The organism is Chryseobacterium sp. C-71, assembly GCF_020911865.1.
Classification (GTDB): Bacteria; Bacteroidota; Bacteroidia; order Flavobacteriales; family Weeksellaceae; genus Chryseobacterium.
In genome coordinates, this window is record NZ_CP087131.1 from 728072 (window position 1) to 752248 (window position 24177).

General features: G+C 34.6%; 21 protein-coding genes. 13 read left to right on the plus strand and 8 right to left on the minus strand.

The window, feature by feature from the left end; all coding sequences use genetic code 11:
• Positions 1-71 precede the first annotated feature (71 nt).
• The 3 genes from LNP04_RS03265 to glgB form a co-directional block, all read right to left on the minus strand.
• Positions 72-1340 carry a glucose-1-phosphate adenylyltransferase gene (locus tag LNP04_RS03265; protein WP_229985148.1) on the minus strand — a complete coding sequence of 423 codons (1269 nt, stop codon included), beginning with the start codon at positions 1338-1340 and terminating at the stop codon, positions 72-74.
• Positions 1341-1422: 82 nt separating this feature from the next.
• Positions 1423-2829 carry a glycogen synthase gene (locus tag LNP04_RS03270; protein WP_229985149.1) on the minus strand — a complete coding sequence of 469 codons (1407 nt, stop codon included), beginning with the start codon at positions 2827-2829 and terminating at the stop codon, positions 1423-1425.
• 2 nt (positions 2830-2831) lie between these two features.
• The gene (glgB, locus tag LNP04_RS03275; RefSeq protein WP_229986266.1) at positions 2832-4778 is read right to left on the minus strand and encodes a 1,4-alpha-glucan branching protein GlgB; all 1947 of its coding nucleotides are present in this window, start codon (positions 4776-4778) and stop codon (positions 2832-2834) included.
• A gap of 221 nt (positions 4779-4999) precedes the next feature.
• On the opposite strand from glgB, the gene LNP04_RS03280 reads away from it, so the two are divergent.
• The 8 genes from LNP04_RS03280 to LNP04_RS03315 all read left to right on the plus strand — a co-directional run bounded on the left by LNP04_RS03280 (position 5000) and on the right by LNP04_RS03315 (position 14015).
• Complete coding sequence (locus tag LNP04_RS03280; RefSeq protein WP_229985150.1) at positions 5000-6121, plus strand: alpha/beta hydrolase; 1122 nt, start codon at positions 5000-5002, stop codon at positions 6119-6121.
• 3 nt (positions 6122-6124) lie between these two features.
• Complete coding sequence (locus LNP04_RS03285) at positions 6125-7540, plus strand: leucyl aminopeptidase family protein (protein WP_229985151.1); 1416 nt, start codon at positions 6125-6127, stop codon at positions 7538-7540.
• A gap of 140 nt (positions 7541-7680) precedes the next feature.
• Positions 7681-8892, plus strand: a complete 1212-nt coding sequence (locus LNP04_RS03290) for an acetyl-CoA carboxylase biotin carboxylase subunit family protein (protein ID WP_229985152.1) — start codon at positions 7681-7683, stop codon at positions 8890-8892.
• 141 nt (positions 8893-9033) lie between these two features.
• Positions 9034-9747 (plus strand): alpha/beta hydrolase-fold protein, encoded by a 714-nt coding sequence (locus LNP04_RS03295; RefSeq protein ID WP_229985153.1) that lies wholly within the window; start codon positions 9034-9036, stop codon positions 9745-9747.
• 48 nt (positions 9748-9795) lie between these two features.
• The gene (locus tag LNP04_RS03300; protein ID WP_229985154.1) at positions 9796-10749 is read left to right on the plus strand and encodes a RimK family alpha-L-glutamate ligase; all 954 of its coding nucleotides are present in this window, start codon (positions 9796-9798) and stop codon (positions 10747-10749) included.
• A gap of 23 nt (positions 10750-10772) precedes the next feature.
• On the plus strand, positions 10773-11891 hold the full coding sequence (locus tag LNP04_RS03305; protein WP_229985155.1) for a carboxylate-amine ligase: 1119 nt from the start codon (positions 10773-10775) through the stop codon (positions 11889-11891).
• A 33-nt stretch (positions 11892-11924) separates the two neighbouring features.
• On the plus strand, positions 11925-12758 hold the full coding sequence (locus LNP04_RS03310) for a type 1 glutamine amidotransferase (protein ID WP_229985156.1): 834 nt from the start codon (positions 11925-11927) through the stop codon (positions 12756-12758).
• A gap of 75 nt (positions 12759-12833) precedes the next feature.
• Positions 12834-14015 (plus strand): hypothetical protein, encoded by a 1182-nt coding sequence (locus LNP04_RS03315; protein ID WP_229985157.1) that lies wholly within the window; start codon positions 12834-12836, stop codon positions 14013-14015.
• A 67-nt stretch (positions 14016-14082) separates the two neighbouring features.
• Here the strand turns inward: LNP04_RS03315 and cphA are convergent, their stop codons facing one another.
• Positions 14083-16710, minus strand: coding sequence for a cyanophycin synthetase (gene cphA / locus LNP04_RS03320; RefSeq protein ID WP_229985158.1), 2628 nt, complete (start codon positions 16708-16710; stop codon positions 14083-14085).
• 197 nt (positions 16711-16907) lie between these two features.
• Here cphA and LNP04_RS03325 point away from each other — a divergent pair, with 197 nt between their 5' ends.
• The 3 genes from LNP04_RS03325 (at position 16908) to LNP04_RS03335 (ending at position 19036) form a co-directional block, all read left to right on the plus strand.
• The gene (locus tag LNP04_RS03325; RefSeq protein WP_229985159.1) at positions 16908-17792 is read left to right on the plus strand and encodes a cyanophycinase; all 885 of its coding nucleotides are present in this window, start codon (positions 16908-16910) and stop codon (positions 17790-17792) included.
• 61 nt (positions 17793-17853) lie between these two features.
• Entirely contained in the window at positions 17854-18696 is an 843-nt protein-coding gene (locus LNP04_RS03330) for an isoaspartyl peptidase/L-asparaginase (protein WP_229985160.1), read from the plus strand.
• 97 nt (positions 18697-18793) lie between these two features.
• Positions 18794-19036 (plus strand): YtxH domain-containing protein, encoded by a 243-nt coding sequence (locus tag LNP04_RS03335; RefSeq protein WP_129536846.1) that lies wholly within the window; start codon positions 18794-18796, stop codon positions 19034-19036.
• Between the two features lie 53 nt (positions 19037-19089).
• On the opposite strand, the gene LNP04_RS03340 is transcribed toward LNP04_RS03335, so the two are convergent.
• A complete protein-coding gene (locus LNP04_RS03340; protein ID WP_229985161.1) occupies positions 19090-19887 on the minus strand; it encodes a bifunctional 2-polyprenyl-6-hydroxyphenol methylase/3-demethylubiquinol 3-O-methyltransferase UbiG in 798 nt (265 codons plus the stop codon).
• Between the two features lie 173 nt (positions 19888-20060).
• On the opposite strand from LNP04_RS03340, the gene LNP04_RS03345 reads away from it, so the two are divergent.
• The gene (locus tag LNP04_RS03345; protein ID WP_229985162.1) at positions 20061-20267 is read left to right on the plus strand and encodes a hypothetical protein; all 207 of its coding nucleotides are present in this window, start codon (positions 20061-20063) and stop codon (positions 20265-20267) included.
• Between the two features lie 439 nt (positions 20268-20706).
• Here LNP04_RS03345 and hisS read toward each other — a convergent pair whose 3' ends face one another.
• From hisS to LNP04_RS03360, 3 genes are all read right to left on the minus strand, one after another.
• Positions 20707-22074, minus strand: a complete 1368-nt coding sequence (gene hisS / locus LNP04_RS03350) for a histidine--tRNA ligase (protein WP_229985163.1) — start codon at positions 22072-22074, stop codon at positions 20707-20709.
• Between the two features lie 117 nt (positions 22075-22191).
• The gene (locus tag LNP04_RS03355; protein WP_229985164.1) at positions 22192-22653 is read right to left on the minus strand and encodes an HRDC domain-containing protein; all 462 of its coding nucleotides are present in this window, start codon (positions 22651-22653) and stop codon (positions 22192-22194) included.
• A 22-nt stretch (positions 22654-22675) separates the two neighbouring features.
• Positions 22676-23008 (minus strand): single-stranded DNA-binding protein, encoded by a 333-nt coding sequence (locus LNP04_RS03360; protein WP_229985165.1) that lies wholly within the window; start codon positions 23006-23008, stop codon positions 22676-22678.
• A gap of 252 nt (positions 23009-23260) precedes the next feature.
• Between LNP04_RS03360 and LNP04_RS03365 the strand changes: the two genes are divergently transcribed.
• Positions 23261-24151: a hypothetical protein gene (locus tag LNP04_RS03365; protein ID WP_229985166.1), complete on the plus strand. Its 891-nt coding sequence runs from the start codon at positions 23261-23263 to the stop codon at positions 24149-24151.
• Positions 24152-24177: the final 26 nt, after the last annotated feature.

Below are 24177 nucleotides of genomic sequence, written 5' to 3' on the forward strand. Positions count from 1 at the left end.
GCACAAAAGTAATACAAATAAAAAAAGTGACCAATATATTGATCACTCTAGTTTCTATGTTGTTTAAATTATTATCCGATATGAGTTCCAGGCTGTAGAACAGCTCCTTTTTTCACCACGACAATACCGTCCTGCACAGAGTGTGTTCCGTAATCTCCGTCCTCCATATGCTTACCGCCAATGATTCTTACATTATCGCCGATATAACAGTTTTTATCTAAAATTGCTTTTTCGATATAACAGTATTTACCGATTCCCATATTAGGTTGTCCTTTGCTATCATTAATCACAATTTCTTTTGTATTTTGATAAAAGTCTGCACCCATCACATAAGAATTTACAATTGTACTTCCTTTGTCAATCCTTGTTCTGTGACCAATGATTGAATTTTCAATTTTATCAGCCATGACAATACATCCATCTCCAAAAATTGCCTTACTTACATAAGAACCGTTAATTTTTGAAGGCGGAAGCATTCTCGCTCTTGTATAAATCGGTGAAGACGAAAAAAGATTAAACTGCGGAAAATCCTGACAAAGATCTAAATTCGCTTCGTAGAAAGATTCTATAGTTCCGATATCCGTCCAATATCCTTCATATTGATAGCTTAAAGTGCTGTACTTCCCTATTGAACTTGGAATAATGTCTTTACCGAAATCATCACCAGCCCCATCTTCAAACATTTTCTTTAAAATAGATTTAGTGAAAATGTAAATTCCCATTGAAGCTAAATACTCTTTACCCTCCATTTTATTTTTATCTGAAACTTCAGACTGTAAGCCGTTGAGAAGGTCATAGCTTGGTTTTTCAATAAATGAAGTGATATTTCCTTCTTCATCAGATTTTAAAATTCCAAAACCTGTAGCATCTTTTGCATTCACCGGAATTGTAGCAATTGTTACATCACCACCATTTTCTATATGGAAATCTAGCATTGCATTAAAATCCATCTGATACAGCTGATCCCCCGAAAGAATCAAAATATATTCATAATCATATTTTTCTAAATGCTTCATCGATTGACGTACGGCATCGGCAGTTCCCTGAAACCAGCTTTCGTTTTCAACATTCTGCTCTGCGGCTAAAATATCTACAAATCCTTTACTGAAAATATCAAAATGATAAGAATTTTTGATATGTGCATTTAATGATGCTGAATTGAACTGAGTAAGAACCAAGATTTTATTTAAACCTGAATTCAAACAATTAGAAATAGGAATATCAACCAATCTGTATTTTCCGGCAATCGGAACAGCGGGTTTTGATCTTGAATAGGTTAATGGGAAAAGCCTTGTACCTCTACCTCCTCCCAAAACGATTGAAATAACATTTGGATTCATAAATTTATCTGTGGTTTATCTTATTATTAGTATACTTTTTTTGAATAGTTTTAATTTATTTTAATTTTTAAAAGGTAAATATTTAGTTCTTATATAAAGCTAAATATTTTTCCGCAGATTTCTCCCATGCAAAATCAAAATTCATATTTGAAAGCACCAAATCATCCATCGCCTTTTTTTGATTGTAAATCGCCAACCCTCGAACCATCGCATGAATAATATCATCAACTCCGGGATAGGTAAAATTTAATCCCGAACCTCCGGTAGAAATATCTTTAACGGTATCTCTCAATCCGCCTGTATAGCTCACAACCGGAACCGTTCCGTAACGCATTGCGTACATCTGATTAAGACCGCAAGGCTCTACCCTTGAAGGCATCAACAAAAAATCTGCCGAAGCGTAGATTTTATGAGATAAATGTTCTTTATATCCAATATCCGTAGCAAAATTGGCATAAACGTAATTTAATTCCTTCAATTTATCTTCAATATAAGCATTTCCGGAACCTAAAATAATAATGTTTAAAGCGCCATAAGTTTGTTTAATACTTCTCCAAACTACCTCAGGGAGCAAGTCTGCACCTTTCTCTGTGGCAAATCTTCCAATGAAAGCAAATAGAGGTAAATCTGGATTTAAACCATATTCTTTACACAATTTCTGCTTGTTCTTCTTTTTAATTTTCAGAACATTTTTTTTATTAAAATTAAAATCAATCATTGGGTCGGTTTCAGGATTCCATACATCGGTATCAATTCCGTTGATGATTCCGTAAGCTTTTCCAAACTCATCACGAACAAGACTTTCCAAACCTTTAAAGCTGACAAAAAGCTCTTCTAAATATCCTTCAGAAACCGTTGTGAAAGCCCTACAGCATTTAATCATACTTGCTAAAGGATTAATAAATCCGTTCCAATCGAGAAGTCCCCATTTATAATGATCAAAAGCGGGCATAAAATGAATCATATCCCAACGCATCATCCCCTGATATTCTCCGTTGTGAATGGTACCTATCGTTTTTACTCCTTTTAAAAATTCAAATTCCGGACAATGCTCTACCATAAAAGGAACTAATCCTGTATGATAATCATGACAATGCAAAACATCAGGACGAATCTGCATAGCAGTAAGCCAATGCAAAATACCTTGCTGAAATGCCAAAAACTGAAAACTCTCATCCTGATATCCATAAGGATTTTCACGATCTAAAAGCCCGGGAATTTTCACCATAAATAATTCAAACCCCAAAGTGTTTGTTTTCTCTTTCATGACCTGAACCTGAAGCATATTCTGCCCTTGGTGAATGAAGCCGTCAAAAACCACTTCAAACTCGTGATCGTAGACAAAAGATTTATTGTACCAAGGCATTACCACTTTGGCATCAACATCTTTTATTTTGTTCTGATACTTCGGCAAAGCTCCCACAACATCTGCCAAACCTCCTACTTTGGCAACGGGATAGCATTCTGTGCTAAGGTGATAAATTGTCATTATTATTTTTTATGTTGTTTTATTCTACTCAATTTATACTTTCTGTCTTTTTTCATTTTCAAAACAATTCCGGCAAGCGGTGGCAGTTTAAGGAAAATAGATTTCGGACGGCTCATCCATTCTTCATTTTCTTCTCTGAAAATGGTTGTTTCTACTCCACTTCCGTTATACTTTTTGTGATCAGAATTGAAAATCACTTCCCAATGTGTTCCTTCATTTACTCCAACTTTATAATCAAATGTATTTGGGGTCAGATTTAAAATCACCATCAGAACATCATCTTTTCTCTTTCCTTTTCTTAAATAAATCAAAACGGAATTATCGGTATCATCAGCTTCTACCCATTCAAAACCGCTTGGGTTAAATTGGTTTTCGTAGAAAGCTGTTTCACTTTTATATAAATGATTTAAATCTTTCACTAAATCCTGCAAGCCTTTATGAATTGGAAAATCAAGCAAATGCCAGTCTAAGCTTTGTTTAAAATTCCATTCATTGGTCTGCCCGAATTCATCTCCCATGAAAAGCAACTTTGCACCCGGATGCGTGAACATATACACATAAAGCGCCCTTAAATTAGCAAATTTTTGCCATTCGTCACCTTTCATTTTATAAATAAGGCTCGCTTTTCCGTGTACTACTTCATCGTGGGACAAAGGCATCATATAGTTTTCATTATACATATACATGGATGCAAACGTCAGCTTATGATGATGATGTCTTCTATTTTCGTATTCTTCTTTAAAGTAATCTAAGGTGTCGTGCATCCAGCCCATCATCCATTTCATTCCGAAACCAACTCCGCCATCGTGAACAGGTTTTGTAAGCAAAGGAAAATCTGAACTTTCTTCTGCAATTGTCATAATACTGTTTCCAAATTCTTTATAAACCGCCGTATTAAATTCCTGCAGGAAAGCTTTTGCTTCCAGATTGACATTATCTCCGTAAATATTCGGCTCCCATTCACCTTCATTCCTTGAGTAATCCAAATGAAGCATAGAAGTCACTGCATCTACCCGCAAACCGTCGGCATGATAACGGTCGAGCCAAAACATGGCATTTGAAATCAAAAAAGATTTCACCTCATTTCTTCCGTAATTAAAAATATAGGATTTCCAGTCGGGATGAAAGCCTTTTCTGGGATCTTCGTGTTCATACAAATAACTTCCGTCGAAACGATGCAATCCATTGGCATCACCCGGAAAATGTGAAGGAACCCAATCGAGAATCACTCCAATATCATTTTTATGGAGTTCATTAATTAAGAACATTAAATCTTGTGGCGAACCAAAACGTGAAGTTGCTGCAAAAAAGCCAGTAATCTGATATCCCCAACTCGGATCGTAAGGATATTCCATCACAGGCATAAATTCTACATGGGTAAAACCCATATCTTTGATGTAAGGAACTAACTTTGCTGCAATATCTGTGTAGTTCAAAAATTTCTCCGGAAAATCTTCATTTCTGCACCAAGAAGCCAGATGCATTTCGTAGACAGAAATAGGAGATTCTAAACTGTTATTTTTCCAGCGTTTATCAAGCCACTTCTGATCAGTCCATTCGTACCAATTGGTAGAAACTAATGATGCAGCTTGAAGATTCTGTTCCAAGCTCAGTGCGTAAGGATCGCTTTTTTCTAAAATCTTACCTAAACTTTCTATGGCATATTTATATAATGTTCCCCAGGTTAATCCAGCAATAAAGCCTTCCCAAATTCCTGAACCATCCCAACGTGGGAAAAGAATATGATCTTTGTGATTCCAATTATTAAAATTCCCGATTACGGAAACTTTTTTTGCATTGGGAGCCCAGACAGAAAAGTAAACTCCCTTCACGCCGTCTTTTTCTACAGAATGCGCACCGAATTTTTCGTATAATCGATAATGCTTACCCTCTTTAAAAAGGTAAACGTCATGGTCTGTGAAAAGTGTATAGGTTTTTACCGAGTTCATCATAGTGTTTTTTCCGTCATATTGGTCATGAGCAATGATTATAAAAAAACCGAAAAAGATTTTATGTTAAAACAGTTTATTTTGTAAGTATCGATGACTATCAAATATATAAATAAATCCTTTGCCAAGTACTCTTTTTTATTAATTTTAATTAACTTAAATAAAAAGATTTTTTCTACTTTTATGAGTTTAATATATTTACTTACTTTTTAAACACAAATATGAAGTTTACACTTTACACAAGTGAAGCCGATGAAAGGCCGATATTTATAACCGGAAATTTTAACATCTGGAATCCTAAAGATCCCCGATATCAACTCACACAAATAGATCCCAACAATTACTACATCGAGATATTTGATGAGTTTCTTCCTGACATTGTAGAGTTTAAATTTACAAAAGGCGGCTGGGAAAATGTGGAACTTGATCAGTATGGAAGCATCACTCCCAATAAGAAAGTTTTAAAATCTGACGGCGAAGTTTCTCACAGAGTTGAAAAATGGAGATACAATTGGGGACCATTTAAGCAGGAATTTTTTCCGATTGTTGAAATTATTTCAGAAGAATTTTATATTCCACAGCTTGACAGACACCGGAAGGTCTGGGCACTTTTACCTTATGATTATTACGTATCAGACAAAAGCTATCCGGTACTTTATCTTCAGGATGCACAGAATCTATTCAACGAAGGAAGTCCTTACGGAAACTGGGAAATTGATAAAAAACTTTCGATTCTTGCAGAATATGGTCGTGGTGATGTTATTATTATTGCCATTGAGCACGGAAGCGAAGAGAGAATCAAAGAATATATTTTTGACAACGATAATGTAGCAAACGGTTCTGAAGGCAAGAAATATATCCGTTTTATTACAGACACTTTAAAGCCTTTTGTTGACGAACATTACCGTACAAAAAAAGACCGTGACAATACAGGAATTGGCGGAAGTTCATTAGGCGCGTTAATCAGTATTTACAGCGGATTTCTGTATCCCGAAGTGTATTCAAAATTATTGATTTTCTCACCTTCACTTTGGGTAGAACCAAATAATAACTTTCCTATGATGAGCTTCAGAGTTCCTTTTAAAACTAAAATTTATCTCTACGGTGGTGAGCAGGAAGGCTCAAAAATGGTAAAAAGAATTCAGGTTTTCGAAAATTATCTCAAAAGATGGGAAAAGAAAAATCTTTTTGACTTTGAATTTAAAACCAACATCAACCCCGAAGGTTCTCACAGCGAATTTTACTGGTCTCAGGAATTCCCGAGAGCGATAGAATGGCTTTTTTACAACAACACAGAAAATCCGGTGGAAGTTACTCCACATCAGGATTCTATTAAAAATTAAATTATGAACTTACTCAATAAAAGAAATAAAAATTACGCACAGGTTTTCGAATTATTCACAGAAGAAACCTGGACAGAAAATAGCAAAAATTATAATAAAAACATTTCAATTCTTTTTTCAGGAAAGAAAAATGACGTTTTTATCGATGCTCAAGAGGAGACGATCACCTATTTTATCGGACTTGGGAAATCTGATCTTAAGAATTTTGAATTTCAGCAGGTGGCGATGAAATTCTCTCAGAGCCAAAAGAAAAATTTTCAGGCTGTCCCAACTTTGATTTCGGCTGATTTTATTAATGAAAAACAGTTTGAAGAATTTGTAAAAGGCCTTTTCCTTGGAACTTATAATTATCCTTTTGATAAAAATCATCCATTTTGGAATGAAAAATTCGAGTTTCATTTTGGAAATTTAAGTCAGAAAAAATTAGACGTCATTTCCAGCAGAGCCGATGCGCTTTGCGAAGGACAAACTGCCTGTCAGGATTGGCTTAATAAACCTGCCAATTTAAAAAGACCCGAAGCCATCAATACCTATCTGAAAAATTTAGCTAAAAAAAATCAGCTTAAATACACCGTTTTCAACAGAAAAAAATGTGAAGAACTGGGATTGGGAGCATTTCTTTCGGTTAATCAGGGAAGTGCTTATGATGCGGCATTTACCATTTTAGAGTACAAAACAACCGTCAAAAATGCTAAAACCTTCGGTTTGGTAGGGAAATGCGTTTTATTTGACACCGGTGGAATTTCTATCAAAGCATCAGACAATATGCATTATATGAAATCTGATATGGGTGGCGCAACAGCAGTAATTGGCGCATTGATTTACGCTTCACAAATGCAGTTACCTGTAAATATTACTGCTATTTTGCCTATTACCGATAACGCAGTTTCAGAAAACGCTTATCTTCCAAGCGATGTAATCACTGCCTATAATGGAAAAACGATTGAAGTCCTGAATACCGATGCAGAAGGAAGGATGACTTTAGCAGACGGACTTTCATATTTATCTAAAAACTTTAAAACTGATGTTTTAATTGATTTGGCAACACTTACCGGAAGTTCCGTAAGAATGTTTGGTGATACTTGCGGAGCGATGTTTTCTAATAATGAAGAATTAAAGGATCTTTTGATAAAAACCGGCGACAAAACCAACCAGAGAGTCTGGAATTTGCCGCTTTGGGACATCTGGAAAGATGATTTTAAATCTGATGTTGCTGATTTTAAAAATATCTCAATGAAACCTATCGGAGACTGTATTGTTGCCGCAAAATTTTTGGAAGAATTCATTGAAGGACATCCTAATTGGGCACACCTCGATATTGCAGGAGTTGCATTCGGCAATGTAGGATATGCTAAAGATAAAGCTGCGACAGGCTATGGCGTGCAATTATTAGCCGATTTAATTGAAAATTATCACTAAAAATTAGTTTATTTCGAAATTTCTCTGTATAATTGATTAGTGATTTTCAAATACGCATTGATTATTGATTTTTAACATTAAAACATCAATAAAAAATTGCTTTTATTTTTGAATATTCATCAAATTTAAAAAAACATTATATGGAGGAGAAAACTATTGTATGCATTTCGTGCTATTACAAAGGTTACGATTTTATGGACGAGATGAAGAAACTCGGCAATAAAATCATCTTGGTAACATCCGAAAACCTCAAAGAAAAAAATTGGCCTTGGGACGCCATTAGTGAGGTTTTCTATATGCCCGAAGTGAAACCGTCTGTCTGGAATCTTGATCATCTGATTCAGGGGTTTTCTCATCTGATGAAAACCAGAAAAGTGGACGCTGTAATTGCTTTAGACGATTACGATGTAGAGAAGGCCGCACTCATTCGTGAGACATTCCGTATTCCGGGGATGGGACAGACGACACACCGTTATTTCAGAGACAAACTGGCCATGCGCCAGAAAGCTAAAGATTCAGGAATCAATGTTCCGGAATTCACTGCTGTTTTTAATGATAATGAAGTCGAGATCTTCACCAATAAAGTTTCTGCTCCGTGGGTTTTGAAGCCGAGATCCGAAGCATCAGCATCCGGAATTAAAAAATTAAAAACCAAAGAAGAACTTTGGGATGCATTAGAAAAACTGGGCGAAGAGCGTCATTTATTTCTTTTAGAAAGTTTTAAACCCGGCGATGTATATCACGTTGACAGTTTAACGTTCAATAAAGAGATTGTTTTCACTTCTGCCTCAAAATATCTCGCTCCACCCATGGAAGTTTCTCACGAAGGCGGAGTTTTCAGAACCAAAACTTTAGGAAGATATTCCGATGAATTTAAAGCATTAGATGAAGCCAATACGAAAGTTTTGATGAATTTTGGGTTGCTTAATGGTGCCACTCATACAGAGTTTATACGTGGAAAAGAAGATGGTAAATGGTATTTTCTGGAAACATCATCACGAGTTGGCGGTGCACATATTCCTGATTTGGTGGAAGCTTCGAGCAACATCAACATCTGGCGTGAATGGGCAAAAATTGAAGATGCGCTTCTGAGAGGAAAAAATTACGAAGTTTCTAAACCTACAGGTTATTATTCAGGATTAATCGTTGCTTTAATCAAAGATAAAGAACCCGATTACAACCAATTTGAATGTGAAGAAGTCGTAAAATTTCTTCCGATAGATTATCATGTAGGAATTGTTTACAAATCAAATGATTCTGACAAGGTTGTAGAGAGATTGGATCGTGCAGCAGAAAAAATTCATGCACATCTTCTCAATATTATTCCACCAAAAGAAAAACCGACAGCGTAACGATTATTTATTATTAAATTAATTGACATTCAGCAACTTATTAATTTAAAATGAATTAATTTGGAGTTTGAGTAATAATTTAATTAAATACGATTTCGTCCTAAAAAATTTAAACACAAAAAAAACTAAAATCTATAGTACATGCCACATATAGAACACACAGATTATTACTCTAACATATTAGGAACGAGCCTTAAAGTAGAGGTTACAGGACATTTCGGTTACCCGATTATCATGTTTCCTACTTCGCAAGGACAATATACACAAAACCATGATTTTCAACTGAACAGCAGCATCAATTGGTTTGTTGAGCAGGGAAAAGTAAAATTATACAATATTCAAACGATTGATGCGTGGAGTTTTTATGACGAAAAAATTTCACCACAGCAAAGAATCAGAAATTATGAAAAATATGTACAGTTTCTGATTCAGGAATTTGTACCCTACATCCAGAAACTTCATGGAACTCACCGAGTAGCCGTTGCAGGAGCAAGTTTCGGAGGATATCATGCATCAAATTTTGCATTCAGATTTCCGGATGTGGTTTCTCACTTATTCTCACTTTCCGGAGCATTCAGCATTAGGAATTTCATGGACGGATATTCTGACGAGTTAGTTTATTTCAACTGTCCTAGGGAGTTTGTAAAAAATGATGAAGCCTGGAAATACAAACACATGCATATCGTTTTGAGCACATCAGACGAAGACATTTGCAAGGATAAAAACATAGAGATGGCCAATATTCTGCGTGCAAAAGGAATTGATTTCTGGTATGACGAAAAAAGGTGGATCAATCACGACTGGCCACTTTGGAGAATGGCTTTTCCAACTTTTATCGGAACATTCTTTTCTTAAAATTTAAACAATTCAAATATTAATAGTAAATCATTAAAAAGACAAATTATGGCAAAAAAAGTAGGAATTTTATTCGGGATGGAAGATACATTTCCTTGGGCGTTTATAGACAAAGTTAATGAATTAGGAAAAGGTGAAATCGTGGCTGAAGCTGTGACGATTGATAAATTGGAGCAAGGTGCGGATTACGGTTATGCAGTAATTATTGACAGAATTTCCCAAGACGTTCCTTTTTACAGAGCTTATCTAAAAAACGCAGCATTGAACGGAACTTACGTTATCAACAACCCATTTTGGTGGAGTGCAGACGAAAAGTTTTTCAATAATGCTTTGATGTCTAAATTGGGAATTCCGTTACCAAATACAGTTTTGCTACCTTCTCATGAAAGACCGACTGACACTACAGAAACATCATTCAGAAACCTGAAATTCCCTCACGATTGGGAGTATATTTTTAATTATGTTGGCTTTCCGGCTTATATGAAACCTCACGACGGTGGTGGTTGGAAAAGCGTTTACAGAGTTGAAAGTCCGGAAGATCTTTGGGATAAATTATCAGAAACTGAGCAGTTGGTGATGATGGTTCAGGAAGAAATTGTGTTTCAGGATTATTACAGAGTGTATTGTTTAGGTAAAAAATATGTTCATATTATGCCTTACGAACCAAGAAACCCTCATCATTTGAGATATGCAACGACTCATCAGACAGAAGGAAAAGATTTAGAAAAACTATTAAAAGTAATTCATGATTATACCATCAAAATGAATGAAGCTTTAGGATATGATTTCAACACCGTAGAATTTGCTGTAAGAGACGGAATTCCTTACGCAATCGACTTCTGTAATCCTGCACCCGATGCTGACAGAAATTCTGTAGGTGAAGAAAATTTCGCATGGATTGTAGAGCACTCAGCAAAATTGGCAATTGAAAAAGCAAAAGAATATGTTCCTGGAAAACAAAATATCTCTTGGGGAACTTTCGTAAAAGATTCAGTAAAATAAAACCACCAAAACACAAATTAAAAATGCATCAGTTTACAATTGGTATTGAAGAAGAGTACCAGATCATCGATTTAGAAAGCAGAGATTTAGTTTCGCATGTTTCAAAAATCATCGAAGGCGGCAAGGCTGTTTTAAGTGAAAACTTAAAGCACGAAATGCACGAATCAATGATTGAAATGGAAACCGGAATTTGCCAAAATATACAGGAAGCTCAGGCAGAATTGACGAATCTGAGAAGACATCTCATCAAAACAGCACACGAGCAGGGACTTCGTGTTTCGGGAGGCGGAACCCACCCTTTCTCAAATTGGGAACACAATACGATTACCAACGGTGAACGTTACAACAAAATTGTAGACGACATGGGCGATGTTGCCCGTGGAAATCTCATTTTTGGTCTGCATGTTCACATTGGGATTCCGAATCGTGAAGAAGGAGTGAGAATTCAAAATGTGATGCGTTATTTTCTGCCGCACGTTTATGCACTTTCAGTAAATTCACCGTTTTGGATCGGTAGAAATACAGGATTCAGATCTTACAGACAAGAGATTTTCGTTAAATTTCCAAGAACAGGAATTCCAAGTTACTTCAATTCTTTGGCAGAATTTGACAGCTATGTTGATCTTTTGGTAAAAACCGGAACAATTGATAATGCTAAAAAAATCTGGTGGGATCTGCGTGTTCACCCTTTCTACCCTACTATTGAATTCAGAATTTGCGACATGCCTTTGAGAATCGAAGAAACGGTTTGTCTGGCTGCAATCATGCAAAGTTTAGTGGCTAAAATTTATAAACTGCATCAGCAGAATTTGAGTTTCAGAAGTTACAGAAGATTATTGCTTAATGAAAATAAATGGCGTGCTTCAAGAGACGGAATTCATTCTCACTTAATTGATTTTGGGAAAGAAGAATCTGTTCCTTATGCAGATTTATTGAAAGAATTACTTGAATTCATCGATGATGTTGTAGACGATTTAGGATGCAGAAAAGAAGTGGAATATGCATGGAAGATTTTGGAAAACGGAACTGGTGCAGACCGACAACTTGCAGTGTATAAAGAAACCGGAGATCTGAAGAAAGTCGTTGATTACATGATCTCTGAGACTGAATATGGCATCACGCACAGCGAAAATGTTTCATAATATTTTTAATAACTTTGCATAAAATATGAAGTTATGAGAGATGTAAGAATTGCTTTGCTCGACATGAATAATAATCATGTGAATCAGGGATTTAAAAATATTAAAGAAATTTCTGAAGCCTTTAAGCAGCAGTCTGAAGAAAACATCAGCATCGAAGTTTTTGATGTCCGTTTTAAAAATGAAATTCCAAATATAGAAGATTTTGACATCTTCATTTCATCCGGTGGTCCGGGAAACCCGCATCGTGAAGGATTTGAATGGGAAGAGAAATTTGCTCAGTTTTTAGATTCAGTATATCAATATAATCAGGAAAATGAGACAAAAAAGTATTTGTTTTTAATTTGTCACTCTTTCCAATTGGCGAGCATTCATTGGGATTTGGGAAATATCTGCAAAAGAAAATCTTATTCTTTCGGAGTGATGCCCATCCATAAAAGTGAGGAAGGTGAGCAGGAATTTTTGTTTAAAAATCTCCCGAATCCTTTCTACGCAGTAGATTCCAGAGCTTACCAGTTTATTGAGCCGAATGTTGATCGTTTTGAAGAATTGGGAATGAAAATCGTTGCGATTGAGAAATTCCGTCCGCATATCAATTTAGAAAGAGCTGTTATGGCTATTCGTTTTTCTGATGAGATTTTCGGAACGCAGTTTCATCCGGAAGCCAATCCGGCAGGCATGATTGAAAACCTGAAAGACAAAAAAAACAAAGAAGCCATGATTGAAAATTTCGGGATGGAAAAATATCTCGAAACGGTAGACAGAATGGATGACGAAGATAAAATCATGCTGACTCAGGCTCAGATTTTACCAAGATTTCTAAGGTTAGCAAAAAAAAACATTTTGAGAGAAATTGAGGCAATGGCTTAAATTTTCATTAAAATAAATTAATAATAAAAATCGAGCATAACTGCTCGATTTTTTAAAATCACAAAGAAAAAGAATATGATTCCAAAATACAGAAAACAGTTTAATCAGGAGTTTAGTCAGGAAAAATACGAAGAATTTCAAAAAATTCTAAAAGAAAAAAGTGGGTTACTTCCTGCCTTCAGGCTTTCTGAAAGTCCAATGTTTCTTACCAACGAATTTAAAAACAAACTTATTGATGCCAGTGAAAGCATTATCGATCAGATCAAAGCTTTACCAGCGGGTACTTTAGAAAAAGCAATACCAGAAAACTGCAAAGTTCCCAACGATACTGCACAACCTCATTTTTTCACCATCGATTTTGGAATCTGCAGAAGTGAAAACGGAGAAATAGAACCTCAGCTTATCGAATTGCAGGCTTTCCCATCTTTATATGCTTTTCAGAAAGTTTTTGAAGATACTTTCTCTGAGATCTATCCTTTTTTAAATGAAATTAAAAGTAAAATTCCTCAGGAAGAATTTCAAAATTATATCAAAGAATTGATTGTCGGTGATGAAAATCCCGAAAACGTCATCTTACTCGAAATTTATCCTGAAAAACAAAAGACAGCAATAGATTTTGCTCTTACAGAAAAATTACTGGGAATAAAAACGGTTTGTCTGACCAGAGTGAAAAAGGAAGGAAAGAAATTATTCTATGAAAATGACGGTCAGAAAATTCAGATTAACAGAATTTATAACCGTGTGATTTTTGACGAATTAGACCGAATTCCCGACCTTCAACTTGAATTTGATTTCCGTGAAGAAGCAGATGTAAAATGGATCACGCACCCGAACTGGTTTTTTAAAATTTCAAAATTCCTTTTGCCCATGTTGAAACATCAATTCGTTCCGAAAAGTTACTTTTTACATGAGTTTCCTGAAGGCGAAAGCCTTGAAAATTTTGTTTTGAAACCTTTGTTTTCTTTTGCAGGAAGCGGAGTTAATTTAAATCCGAAAAAAGAAATTACAGATGCGATTGAAGATAAAGAAAACTACATTTTGCAGAGAAAAGTAACTTATGAACCCGTTTTTGAAGACATTAATGGAGAATTTTCAAAAGCTGAAATACGTTTGCTTTACATCTGGAGAGAACAGGATGAACGTCCGATTTTGCTGGAAAATTTGGGAAGAATGACGAAAGCAGCAATGGTAAACGTTGATTTTAATAAAAAGGATGCTATCTGGATTGGAAGTTCTAATGCATTTTTTGCGGATTAAGATATTTGTTAAACAATAAAACCTCAGAAAATTCTGAGGTTTTATTGTTTATGTTAGTATAATCTAATTAAATCTTACCATCCTCAAGCAATTCTCTCGCCTGATAATCCTGAACCAAATCAATGGCATTAGAAATAACATCACTCAAAGCGGTAATAAAGGTACCTTCTTCAGCCATTCCCATTGCGTGCTTTAGTGCATCAATTTCTTTTGGAATCGTCTCATAACTTACATCTCTTCCAGAATCCTGCATTCCATCAATGATCAGTCCGTTGATTTCTTCCTCAGTTCTTCCTCTAAGATGTTTTTCGTTTCTTATAATGATATGGTCAAACATTCTACCTGCAATCTTCCCACATAATCTGATATCTTCATCACGACGATCTCCTACACCAGAAATAATTCCGATTTTCTTGGTAGACTCTACATTTTTAAGGTAATCTTCTATTGCTTCATATCCCGCAGGATTGTGAGCAAAATCAATAAGAACTTTAAAGTTTTTAAAATTAAATACATTCAATCTTCCCGGAGTCAGCTGTGCACTCGGAATAAATGTACGAAGGGAATTTGAGATATCCTCGATTCCGAAACCATAGAGGTAACATGCTAAACTTGCAGCCAAAACATTATCGATCATAAATTTCGCCTTTCCCTCCATCGTAATAGGGAAGTCTTTCACTTTTCCGATTCTGATTTTCCAGTCACCTTTTTTAATGGTGACGTATCCTTCTTCGTAGACGCATGTTGTACGGCCTTCTTTAGCAAATTTTTTGATATGTTCGTTATTTTCATCTAAACTGAAAATAGCTACATTGCTTGGTAGATCATTGATGATTCGCATAGAATATTCATCCATTGCGTTCAAGACGCTCCACCCATTTTTCTTTACGCTGTCGAGAACTACCCTTTTTACTTTGGTTAAATCTTTCAGATTGTGAATATCATTTAAGCCTAAATGGTCTTCTTTAATATTGGTTAAAACACCAATATCACATTGTCCAAAGCCTAAACCTGAACGTAGAATTCCACCTCTTGCTGTTTCCAAAACCGCAAATTCTACCGTAGGATCTTTTAAGATAAACTCAGCAGAAATAGGACCTGTAGTATCACCTTTAGTCAACATCGTATTCTGGATATAAATACCGTCTGATGTTGTAAAACCAACTCTGTATCCGTTATTTTTAACGATGTGTGAAATCAATCTTGTCGTCGTCGTTTTACCATTCGTTCCTGTCACTGCAATGATGGGAATTGTGAATGGTTTTCCTTGAGGATACAGCATATCTACAACCGGTGCAGCGACATTTCTTGGAAGACCTTCGCTTGGTGCCAAGTGCATTCTGAAACCTGGTGCAGCGTTTACTTCGATAATGGCTCCACCACTTTCTTTTAAAGGCTGGGTAAGGTTTTCTGCCATAATATCAATTCCGCAGACATCTAAACCAATGATTTTAGAAATTCTTTCTGCCATGGTGATGTTTTCAGGATGCACCATGTCAGTGACATCAATAGAAGTTCCACCCGTAGAAAGGTTAGCAGTTGATTTAAGATAAACAACTTCTCCTTTTTGGGGAACTGTATCTAAAGTATAATTAAGTTTTTCGAGTAATTCGGTAGTATCTTTATCAATTGCGATTTCGGTAAGCACATTTTCATGTCCATAACCTCTTCTCGGATCTTGATTTTCTTTGTCAATGAGTTGCTGAAGATTCATTTCTCCATCTCCGACTACATGCGCAGGAACACGTCTTGCTGCTGCAACCATTTTATTATTGATAACTAAAACTCTGAAATCGTAACCTGTAATATATTTTTCAACAATTACTTTGTTTGAATATTTCTGAGCATGTTCTAAACCGATTTTTGCAACTTCCCAATCATTCACATTGATAGAAGATCCTTTACCGTGGTTACCGTCCAAAGGTTTAAGTACCACAGGATATTCAATTTTTCTGATTACACTTTGCAACTGCTCTTCATTGGTAACCAAGTCACCAATCGGAACGGGAATTGCTGCATCGTGCAACATTCTTTTTGTTAATTCTTTGTTACACGCAATATCTACGGCAATTGAGCTGGTATTTCCGGTAATGGTAGCCTGAAATCTCTGTTGATTAACACCGTAACCCAATTGTACCAAAGAATTTGTACCCAACCTAATCCAAGGGATTTTTCTTGAAACCGCCTCTTGTACAATACTTCCTGTAGATGGACCTAAACGTACACGTTCTCTGATTTCTTTTAGTCGTTGAATACAAGCATTGATATCATATTCGTCTCCATTAATTAATGCATGAGCAATCTCAACTGCTTGTTCGGCAGCGTAGATCCCCGTATTTTCTTCAATATAATCAAATACCACATTATAGATACCCGGAGATTTTGTTTCACGAGTTCTCCCGAATCCACATTCCATACCTGCAAGAGTCTGAATTTCCAAAGCAATGTGCTCTATGACGTGCCCCATCCATGTTCCTGTTTCTACACGATGGAAAAAACCGCCATGGGTACCTTCAGAACACCGATGAGTAATTAATGATGGAATCAGTTTTTCTATTCTTTCACGGAAGCCTTCAATTTTATTGGTAGGAAAATTTTCCAACTCTTCAAGATCCAAACGCATCTGTATCAGCTTCTTTCTTCTAATACTCCAAATATTAGGACCCCTTAAAGCTTGTATTTTCTCAATTTTCATATTTTAATGACGTAATTTATATTAATAAAAATATCTTTTAAAATCAAAGATAATGCAAAACCTTAACAAAAACTACAGGCTAATTAAAGATTTATTAAAAAAGTTTATGTTTTGTAATCAATTTAGAATCAAAGCAAATACGTTAAAAAGCCTTCAATATTTCGTCAACTATTAATAATTTTCTAACTTTGCGAGCTATGAAACCTGTTGGAAAATTAATTATTATCGGTGGAGCTGTTAATAAAGGCAGTTTCTCCGAAACCGATTACGATCAGAATATTGAAAAAAACCTTAATTTTTTTGAAAGAGGAATTTTAAGAAAAATTATTACTGAATCTAAAAACAAAGAAAATTCAATCATTGAAGTAATCACTACAGCATCCCAAATTCCTCAAATTGTAGGTGCTGAATATAAAAAAGCTTTTGAATTTTTAGGAGCAAAAAACGTAAACATTCTTGATATTCACAATCGTGAAGAAGCAAACTCTGATGCCATAGTTGCCCGCGCAAACGTTGCCGATGTAGTAATGTTCACAGGTGGTGACCAGTTACGATTAACTTCTATTCTTGGCGGAACAAGATTTCACGATACCATTCTGTTGAAATACATGGAGCAGGATTTTATCTACTCCGGAACTTCTGCGGGAGCTGCGGCTGCATCTGAAAACATGATTTATCAGGGAAGCAGTTCTGAAGCCTTGTTGAAAGGTGAAATCAAAACAACTCAAGGTCTGGGATTAATCGATAACGTTATCGTTGACACACATTTTGTACAACGTGGCAGAATCGGGCGTCTTTTTCAGGCTGTAGTTAATAATCCGAGAACTTTGGGAATCGGTTTGGGTGAAGATACAGGATTGTTTATTCACAACGACACGATGACCGCTGTTGGTTCAGGACTTGTGATTATTGTTGACGGAAGATTTATTAAAGATACCAATCTTACCAATATCAATTTGGGCGAACCTATTTCAATAGATAATCTTACTGTTCATGTAATGTCTATGAATGACCATTACGATTTAACGACGAGGAAATTAACGATAGAAAATTCTCAGTTTAATCCAATCCCGCAAACGTAAAATAAATTTAAAGTGAAGTTTTTCTTCACTTTTTTTATATATTTAAAATTAAATAATCAACATGAAAATTATAATCCACGGAGGTTTTTTCTCTGAAAGCGACCAAAGCCATGAGGTTAAAGTTGCTAAGCAAAATTCTTTGAAAGATATTGCTAAAAAAGCGCATCATTATTTAGAAACTCATTCAGCTTTTGAAACGGTTGCTTATGCAGTTTCCCTTTTGGAAGATGATGAGTTGTACAATGCCGGAATTGGTTCACAAATTCAAAGTGACGGAATTATCCGAATGAGTGCTGCGATTATGGATGGTAAAACGCAGAAAATGAGTGGCGTTATCAATATTCAGGATGTGAAAAATCCAATTTTGGTCGCTAAAGATTTAATGAAAGAAGATGATCGAGTTTTGGGCGGAAGCGGAGCAAAAAACTATGCATCAGAACATGGTTTTGAAAACTTTTCGACTGAAATTCCTCAAAGAAGAAAGGAATACGAAGCCAAATTAAACAATGGCGGAAAAGGAACTGTAGGCTGTGTTGCTATTGATAAAGACGGGAAATTAGCGGTTGCAACATCCACAGGAGGAAAAGGTTTTGAAATTCCGGGAAGAATTTCTGACTCTGCAACAGTTGCGGGAAATTATGCCAATGAATTTTGTGCGGTAAGCTGTACAGGAGTTGGTGAAGATATCGTAAGCAATGCAACAGCGACAAAAATCGTAACAAGAGTGACAGACGGAATGAATCTGGAAGAAGCTTTCAAAAAAACTTTTGCAGAATTAAAGATAATAGATGGCTTCGCAGGTGCGATTGCAATTGATAAATCCGGAAACATTTATCATCAGGATTCTTATCCTACCATGGTCTTCACAAGTTTTGACGGAGAAAATTTTAAAATCTTTAATTAAAATTTAACATATATTTATCAATCCCAATTATTTTTTGGCACGTATTTTACATACTTAGTTGTATAACAATTTAATATAACTTTTAAAATCAGAAATCATGGGAAATAAGACAAACGGATTATTAGCATTATTAGGAATTGGAGCTCTTGCATATTGGAAATACAAAAAATCTACTCCAGAAGAGCAACAAGCTGTAAAAGATAAAATCAACAGTGCAAAAGACAACCTTAACAAATGGGGTAATGATCTGAAAACAAAAGCAAATGATGTTGCTTCACAAGCTCAAAATAAATTTGACGAAGCGAAAGCTAAAGTTGAAGATACAGCTTCAAATATCTAAGATTAGATAACATATTTTAATATTATTTACATTCATATAAAAAGAAGTCATCATTACGATGACTTCTTTTTTGCTTTTATGGCATAGACCATTGGGATTTTATTTCCAAATTTTGTGATTCTCCACTTCCCTTTTTCAAATTCTTCAACATGCCTGAAGCATGAGTATGGTGACCAATCAAATTCTCTGAAATTTTCTAAAACTAAATTTTTGCTAATTAAACTCTGCAAAACATCTGAAAGCGGATGATTCCAAGAAATATAATCTTGTACAATATCTGCAGAAGTATCTGCATAGGTTCCTTCTGAGGTTTCTACAATCGGTTTTTCGTTAAAATAATTATAGGCTACTCCTTCAAAATCGTCATCATACATCCAAACTACAGGATGAAATTCTGCCATCACAAATTCTCCGTCAGGTTTTAAAAAGTGATTCACCACATTGGCCCATTGATCTAAATCTGGCAACCAGCCAATCGTTCCGTAACTTGTAAAAACGATGTCAAATTTTTCGTTCAACACATTCGGAAGATTGTAGACATCTGTGCAGATAAATTCAGTATCAGTTCCGCATTGTTTTGCTAAATCTTTCGCAGCATCAATAGCTTTATCAGATAAATCGACTCCTGTTACTCTTGCTCCCATTCTGGAAAGCGAAATAGAATCCTGCCCGAAATGACACTGCAAATGCAAAATACTTTTTCCTTTTACATCTCCCAATAAATCTAATTCGATAGAATTAAGAGAATTTCTTCCTTTTAAAAATTCATCTACAAAATAGAAATCAGACTCAAGATGCGGTTCTACTCTGGCATTCCAAGAATTTTTGTTGATGTCTAAATAATTTTCCATTGGTTTTATTTTCGGTAAATATAATTTTTTTTTGAAAACGAAGCCAAATAACCTGACTATGTGAAATTGGCAGTTAAAAGCATCTATCTTTACCAAAGAAAATACAATCTTAGTGAGAATTAAGAAAACACCAATGATGAAGAGTCTGAATTAACTTCAATTTTATGAGAAATATGATTCTAATTTCATTAACCATTTTACTAAATCTAAACGGAACTTCTATAAAAGCATCTGCTGTTTATCTCTGTGACAGCTCTGGCGGCAAGAAATATCATTATTCAAAAAACTGCCGTGGATTATCTAATTGCAAACATGAGATTATTAAGGTAAGTCTAAAAAAAGCACAGACTTTAGGAAAAACGCTTTGTGGCTGGGAGTAGTGATTATTTAATTTTTTTATTCTGATAACTAAAAATATATTGGTTGAAAAGAGAAGTCCACGGTAATAATGAAATAAGCAAAATCACCAACAAAAAATTAGACTTATCTTGGTATTCTTTGACCTGGTAAATGTACTCATCATATTTATCTAGGTAAAAAACATCAATTATTGACTGCACTGGGAAATTTTCACAAACTCCAGAACTCAGTTTTATAGAATATATTTTGTCTTTTACATTAATCGTTACGGTGGATAAAGATCTGCGTCCATATCTACAATTTTGAGATATTACTTTATGAGAAGTTTTCCTACCGTTTTTAATCGTCTCATGATACCTTTGGTCTTGGTAGCATCCACGTAGAAACATAATAATCACCATTCCAATAAAGAAAAGGTGATTATTACTATAATATTTTTTCCGTTCGAAACTCAATAGATTAACCTAAAAACTCCTCCAAAGAAACCGTCTTTTGTTCTCCAGCCTCGAGATTTTTAAAAGTAACCGTTCTGTTTTTAATTTCTTCTTCCCCTAAGAATACGAGATTTTTAATTCCTTTCTTTTCTGCGTAAGTGAATTGCTTATTGATTTTTGTACTTTCAGGATACAGTTCTGCCGAAATTCCTTTTTCTCTTAATTGGATAATCAATTTTAAAGCTTCCAAAGTTTCTTCACCACCAAAATTTGCAAATAAATATTCTGTGTTTGACGTTGCATCTTCAGGGAAAAGATTCAGTTCTTCCATTACGAGGTAGATTCTGTCTAAACCGAAAGAAATACCAATTCCTGGAACATTTTTCACTCCGAAAACTTCAGTCAGATTATCATATCTTCCGCCGCCGCCGATAGAACCCATCTGAGCTTCGTCGGCTTTCACTTCGAAAATTGCTCCGGTGTAATAATCTAATCCACGCGCTAAAGTAATATCGAAAACTAAATTCTGAATATCTATCCCTAAATTTAGAGACTGCGTGATAACAAATTCTAATTCCTCAACACCTTTCAAACCTATTTCGTTTCCGACAAATTTTTCTTTTAACTGAAGAAGGTTTTCTAAAGCATCATTCGATTGAGTGAAAAGGAAATCTAATTTATCAATCGATTCCTGAGAAATATTTCTTTCTAGAAGTTCCTTTACTACTCCATCCTTCCCGATTTTATCAAGCTTATCTAATGCAACGGTGAAATCAATCAATTTGTCTGTAATTCCGGCGTATTCTGCCAAGCCTGAAAGAATTTTTCGGTTGTTGATGTGAATGGTTACAGAAACTTTTAATTCAGCAAATGATTTTAAATACAATTGCACCAAATCAATTTCCTGCCAAAGGCTTTCACTTCCTACAACATCGGCATCACACTGATAAAACTCTCTGAATCTCCCTTTTTGTGGACGATCTGCTCTCCAAACTGGCTGAATCTGGTAACGTTTGTACGGGAAGGTTAGTTTCCCGTGATTCATCGCTACAAATCTTGCGAAAGGAACTGTTAAATCGTAACGAAGTGCTTTGTCGGTAAGGCTTTCAGCACTGAAAGGTTTATCTAAAGCTTTTTGAAAATCATTCAACATCTGAGTTTTTTTCTCATCTTTAGCTTCATTGATGCTTGAATTTAAAATCTTAAAAATCAAACGATCTCCTTCTTCTCCATATTTCCCTGTCAAAGTGGAAAGATTCTCAAAACTTGGAGTTTCCAAAGGCTGAAATCCGAATAATTCGAAATTCTTCTGTAATATATTGATGATGTATTTTCTTCTTGAAACTTCCAGTGATGTAAAATCTCTCGTTCCTTTTGCTAAGCTTGGCTTCATTATGATGATTGATAAATGATTTGAGATGCAAAAATAAGGAATTGAAAGGACTTTTAAATCAATAAAAAGCCGGAGATTATATTTCTGCGACCTTTCATTTAATCATTTGTTTTTATTTTAGACACTTTCCAGAATTTCCAAAATCTCTTCGCCATAGTTTTCGATTTTATGCTTTCCGAAACCTTTGATATCAAGCAGTTCCTCTTTTTTAGCAGGCTTGTATTTTGCTACAGAAATGAGTTCTTTGTTGGTGGCTATAAAATAAGAAGGAAGGTTCTGTTCTCTTGCTTTTTCAGAGCGCCAGATTTTCAGGGCATCTAAGATTACTATTTCATCCGGACTCAGCATTTCGTCTTCAGCAGAATATTTTGCCGTTTTTGAATCTTTAACAATATTTTTGGTTACTACATCTTTATATTCGTTAAAATATAAAACAACAGACCAGAAACTTTCATCATGAACAAAAGCCGTTTCCACTTTTATGATCTCGTGATTGTTCAGAAAATCATCAATCATTTTTTGATCCTGAAGCAAGAATTCATCAGCAATTCTTACTTTTAAAACTTTTATTTGCATCATTCGTGATTTTAGAATTCAACATTTATTTTCCGCTTAAAAGTAAAAGTTCATCTACTCTGATCTCGGTAATATATCTTTTCACGCCGTCTTTATCATCATACGATCTGTAGTTGATCTTTCCTTCAACGGCGATTTCTTTTCCTTTCGGAACATATTTTTGAAATATCTCGGCGGTCTTCCCGAAAGCTACCAAACTGTGCCATTGTGTTTCCTCTACTTTCTCCCCTTTTGCGTTGGTGTAATGATCGTTGGTTGCCAATGATACGGTAGCTCTAAGAGTTCCGTTGTCGAAAGACATCATTTCTACTTCTTTTCCTGTGTGACCAATTAGGGTTACTTTGTTTCTTAGTGACATAACTTTGTATTTTTAAAATTAATATTCAGATAAGAGACGTTCACTGTTTTCTCAAATCTCTGTTGCAAAGATTCATCAGGTTTCAAAATTTATTCGGTTTAAAATTATTTAAATTCGTTTGTAGTCGTTTGAAAACGCATATTACTATATCAAAATCGCTTAAAACCTTTATTAGAAGGCAAAAGATAAATAAAATGTATTTTAAAAAAATTCTGATTAATTCGTATATTTGAGAGTTAGCTACAATAAATAATGAACGAACTGATAAATTCACTTAGTAATCGAGACTTATCAATTATTTTTTGGTCATCTGTATCTGTTCTTTTTTTAATATTTAATGATTTAAAAAGTGTAAAACATTTTTTTGCACTTCTATTAAATAAATACTTAATTGTCTTATATATTTTCGTATCTCTCTACTTCGGTTTTATAATTATATACTTAACCAAACTAAATATTTGGGAAATTTCTTATTATAAAGAATTGATCTTTTGGATTGTAACAACTGGTATTGTTTTATTTTATAAACTAAACGAATTAAATAGATTAATTGACTTTATTAAAATTATTTTAGAAGCTTTAACAATAACTACGTTTTTAGAATATGTAATTAATTTAGAGTCATTTAGTTTAATCACAGAATTGATTTTAGTTCCACTAATTTTCTTTTTATCTATTATATTTCAAATTTCATCATATAAAAACCAATCAAGTCCTAAATATAAGACAGTAACAAAACTTTTAGAGTTTATTCTCGCACTCTTCGGGTTTTTCATTTTAGGATTTACTTTTTATAACATTATCAATGATTTCAATAAGTACTTCAACTATGGAAATTTTAAAACATTTCTTATATCTCCATTTTTAACTTTAATTTTTACACCTATCCTATATTTCATTATAGTTTACATGAAATATGAAACTAATTTTGGTGTTCTAGACAGATATAAATTTTTAAACAAAAGGCGTAATTTAAGAATAAAGCTATATTTTATTTTGATATGTAATATAAACTTAAAAAAATTAGATAGTATGAAAGAAATGATAATATGGAATAAAAGTCAATTAAAAGATGAAACAAAAATTTTTCATTTTATCAAAAAAAACATTGATAAAGTTGAAAAAAATTATGATGATTTATAATGACTACAGTTTATATTGTATTGACA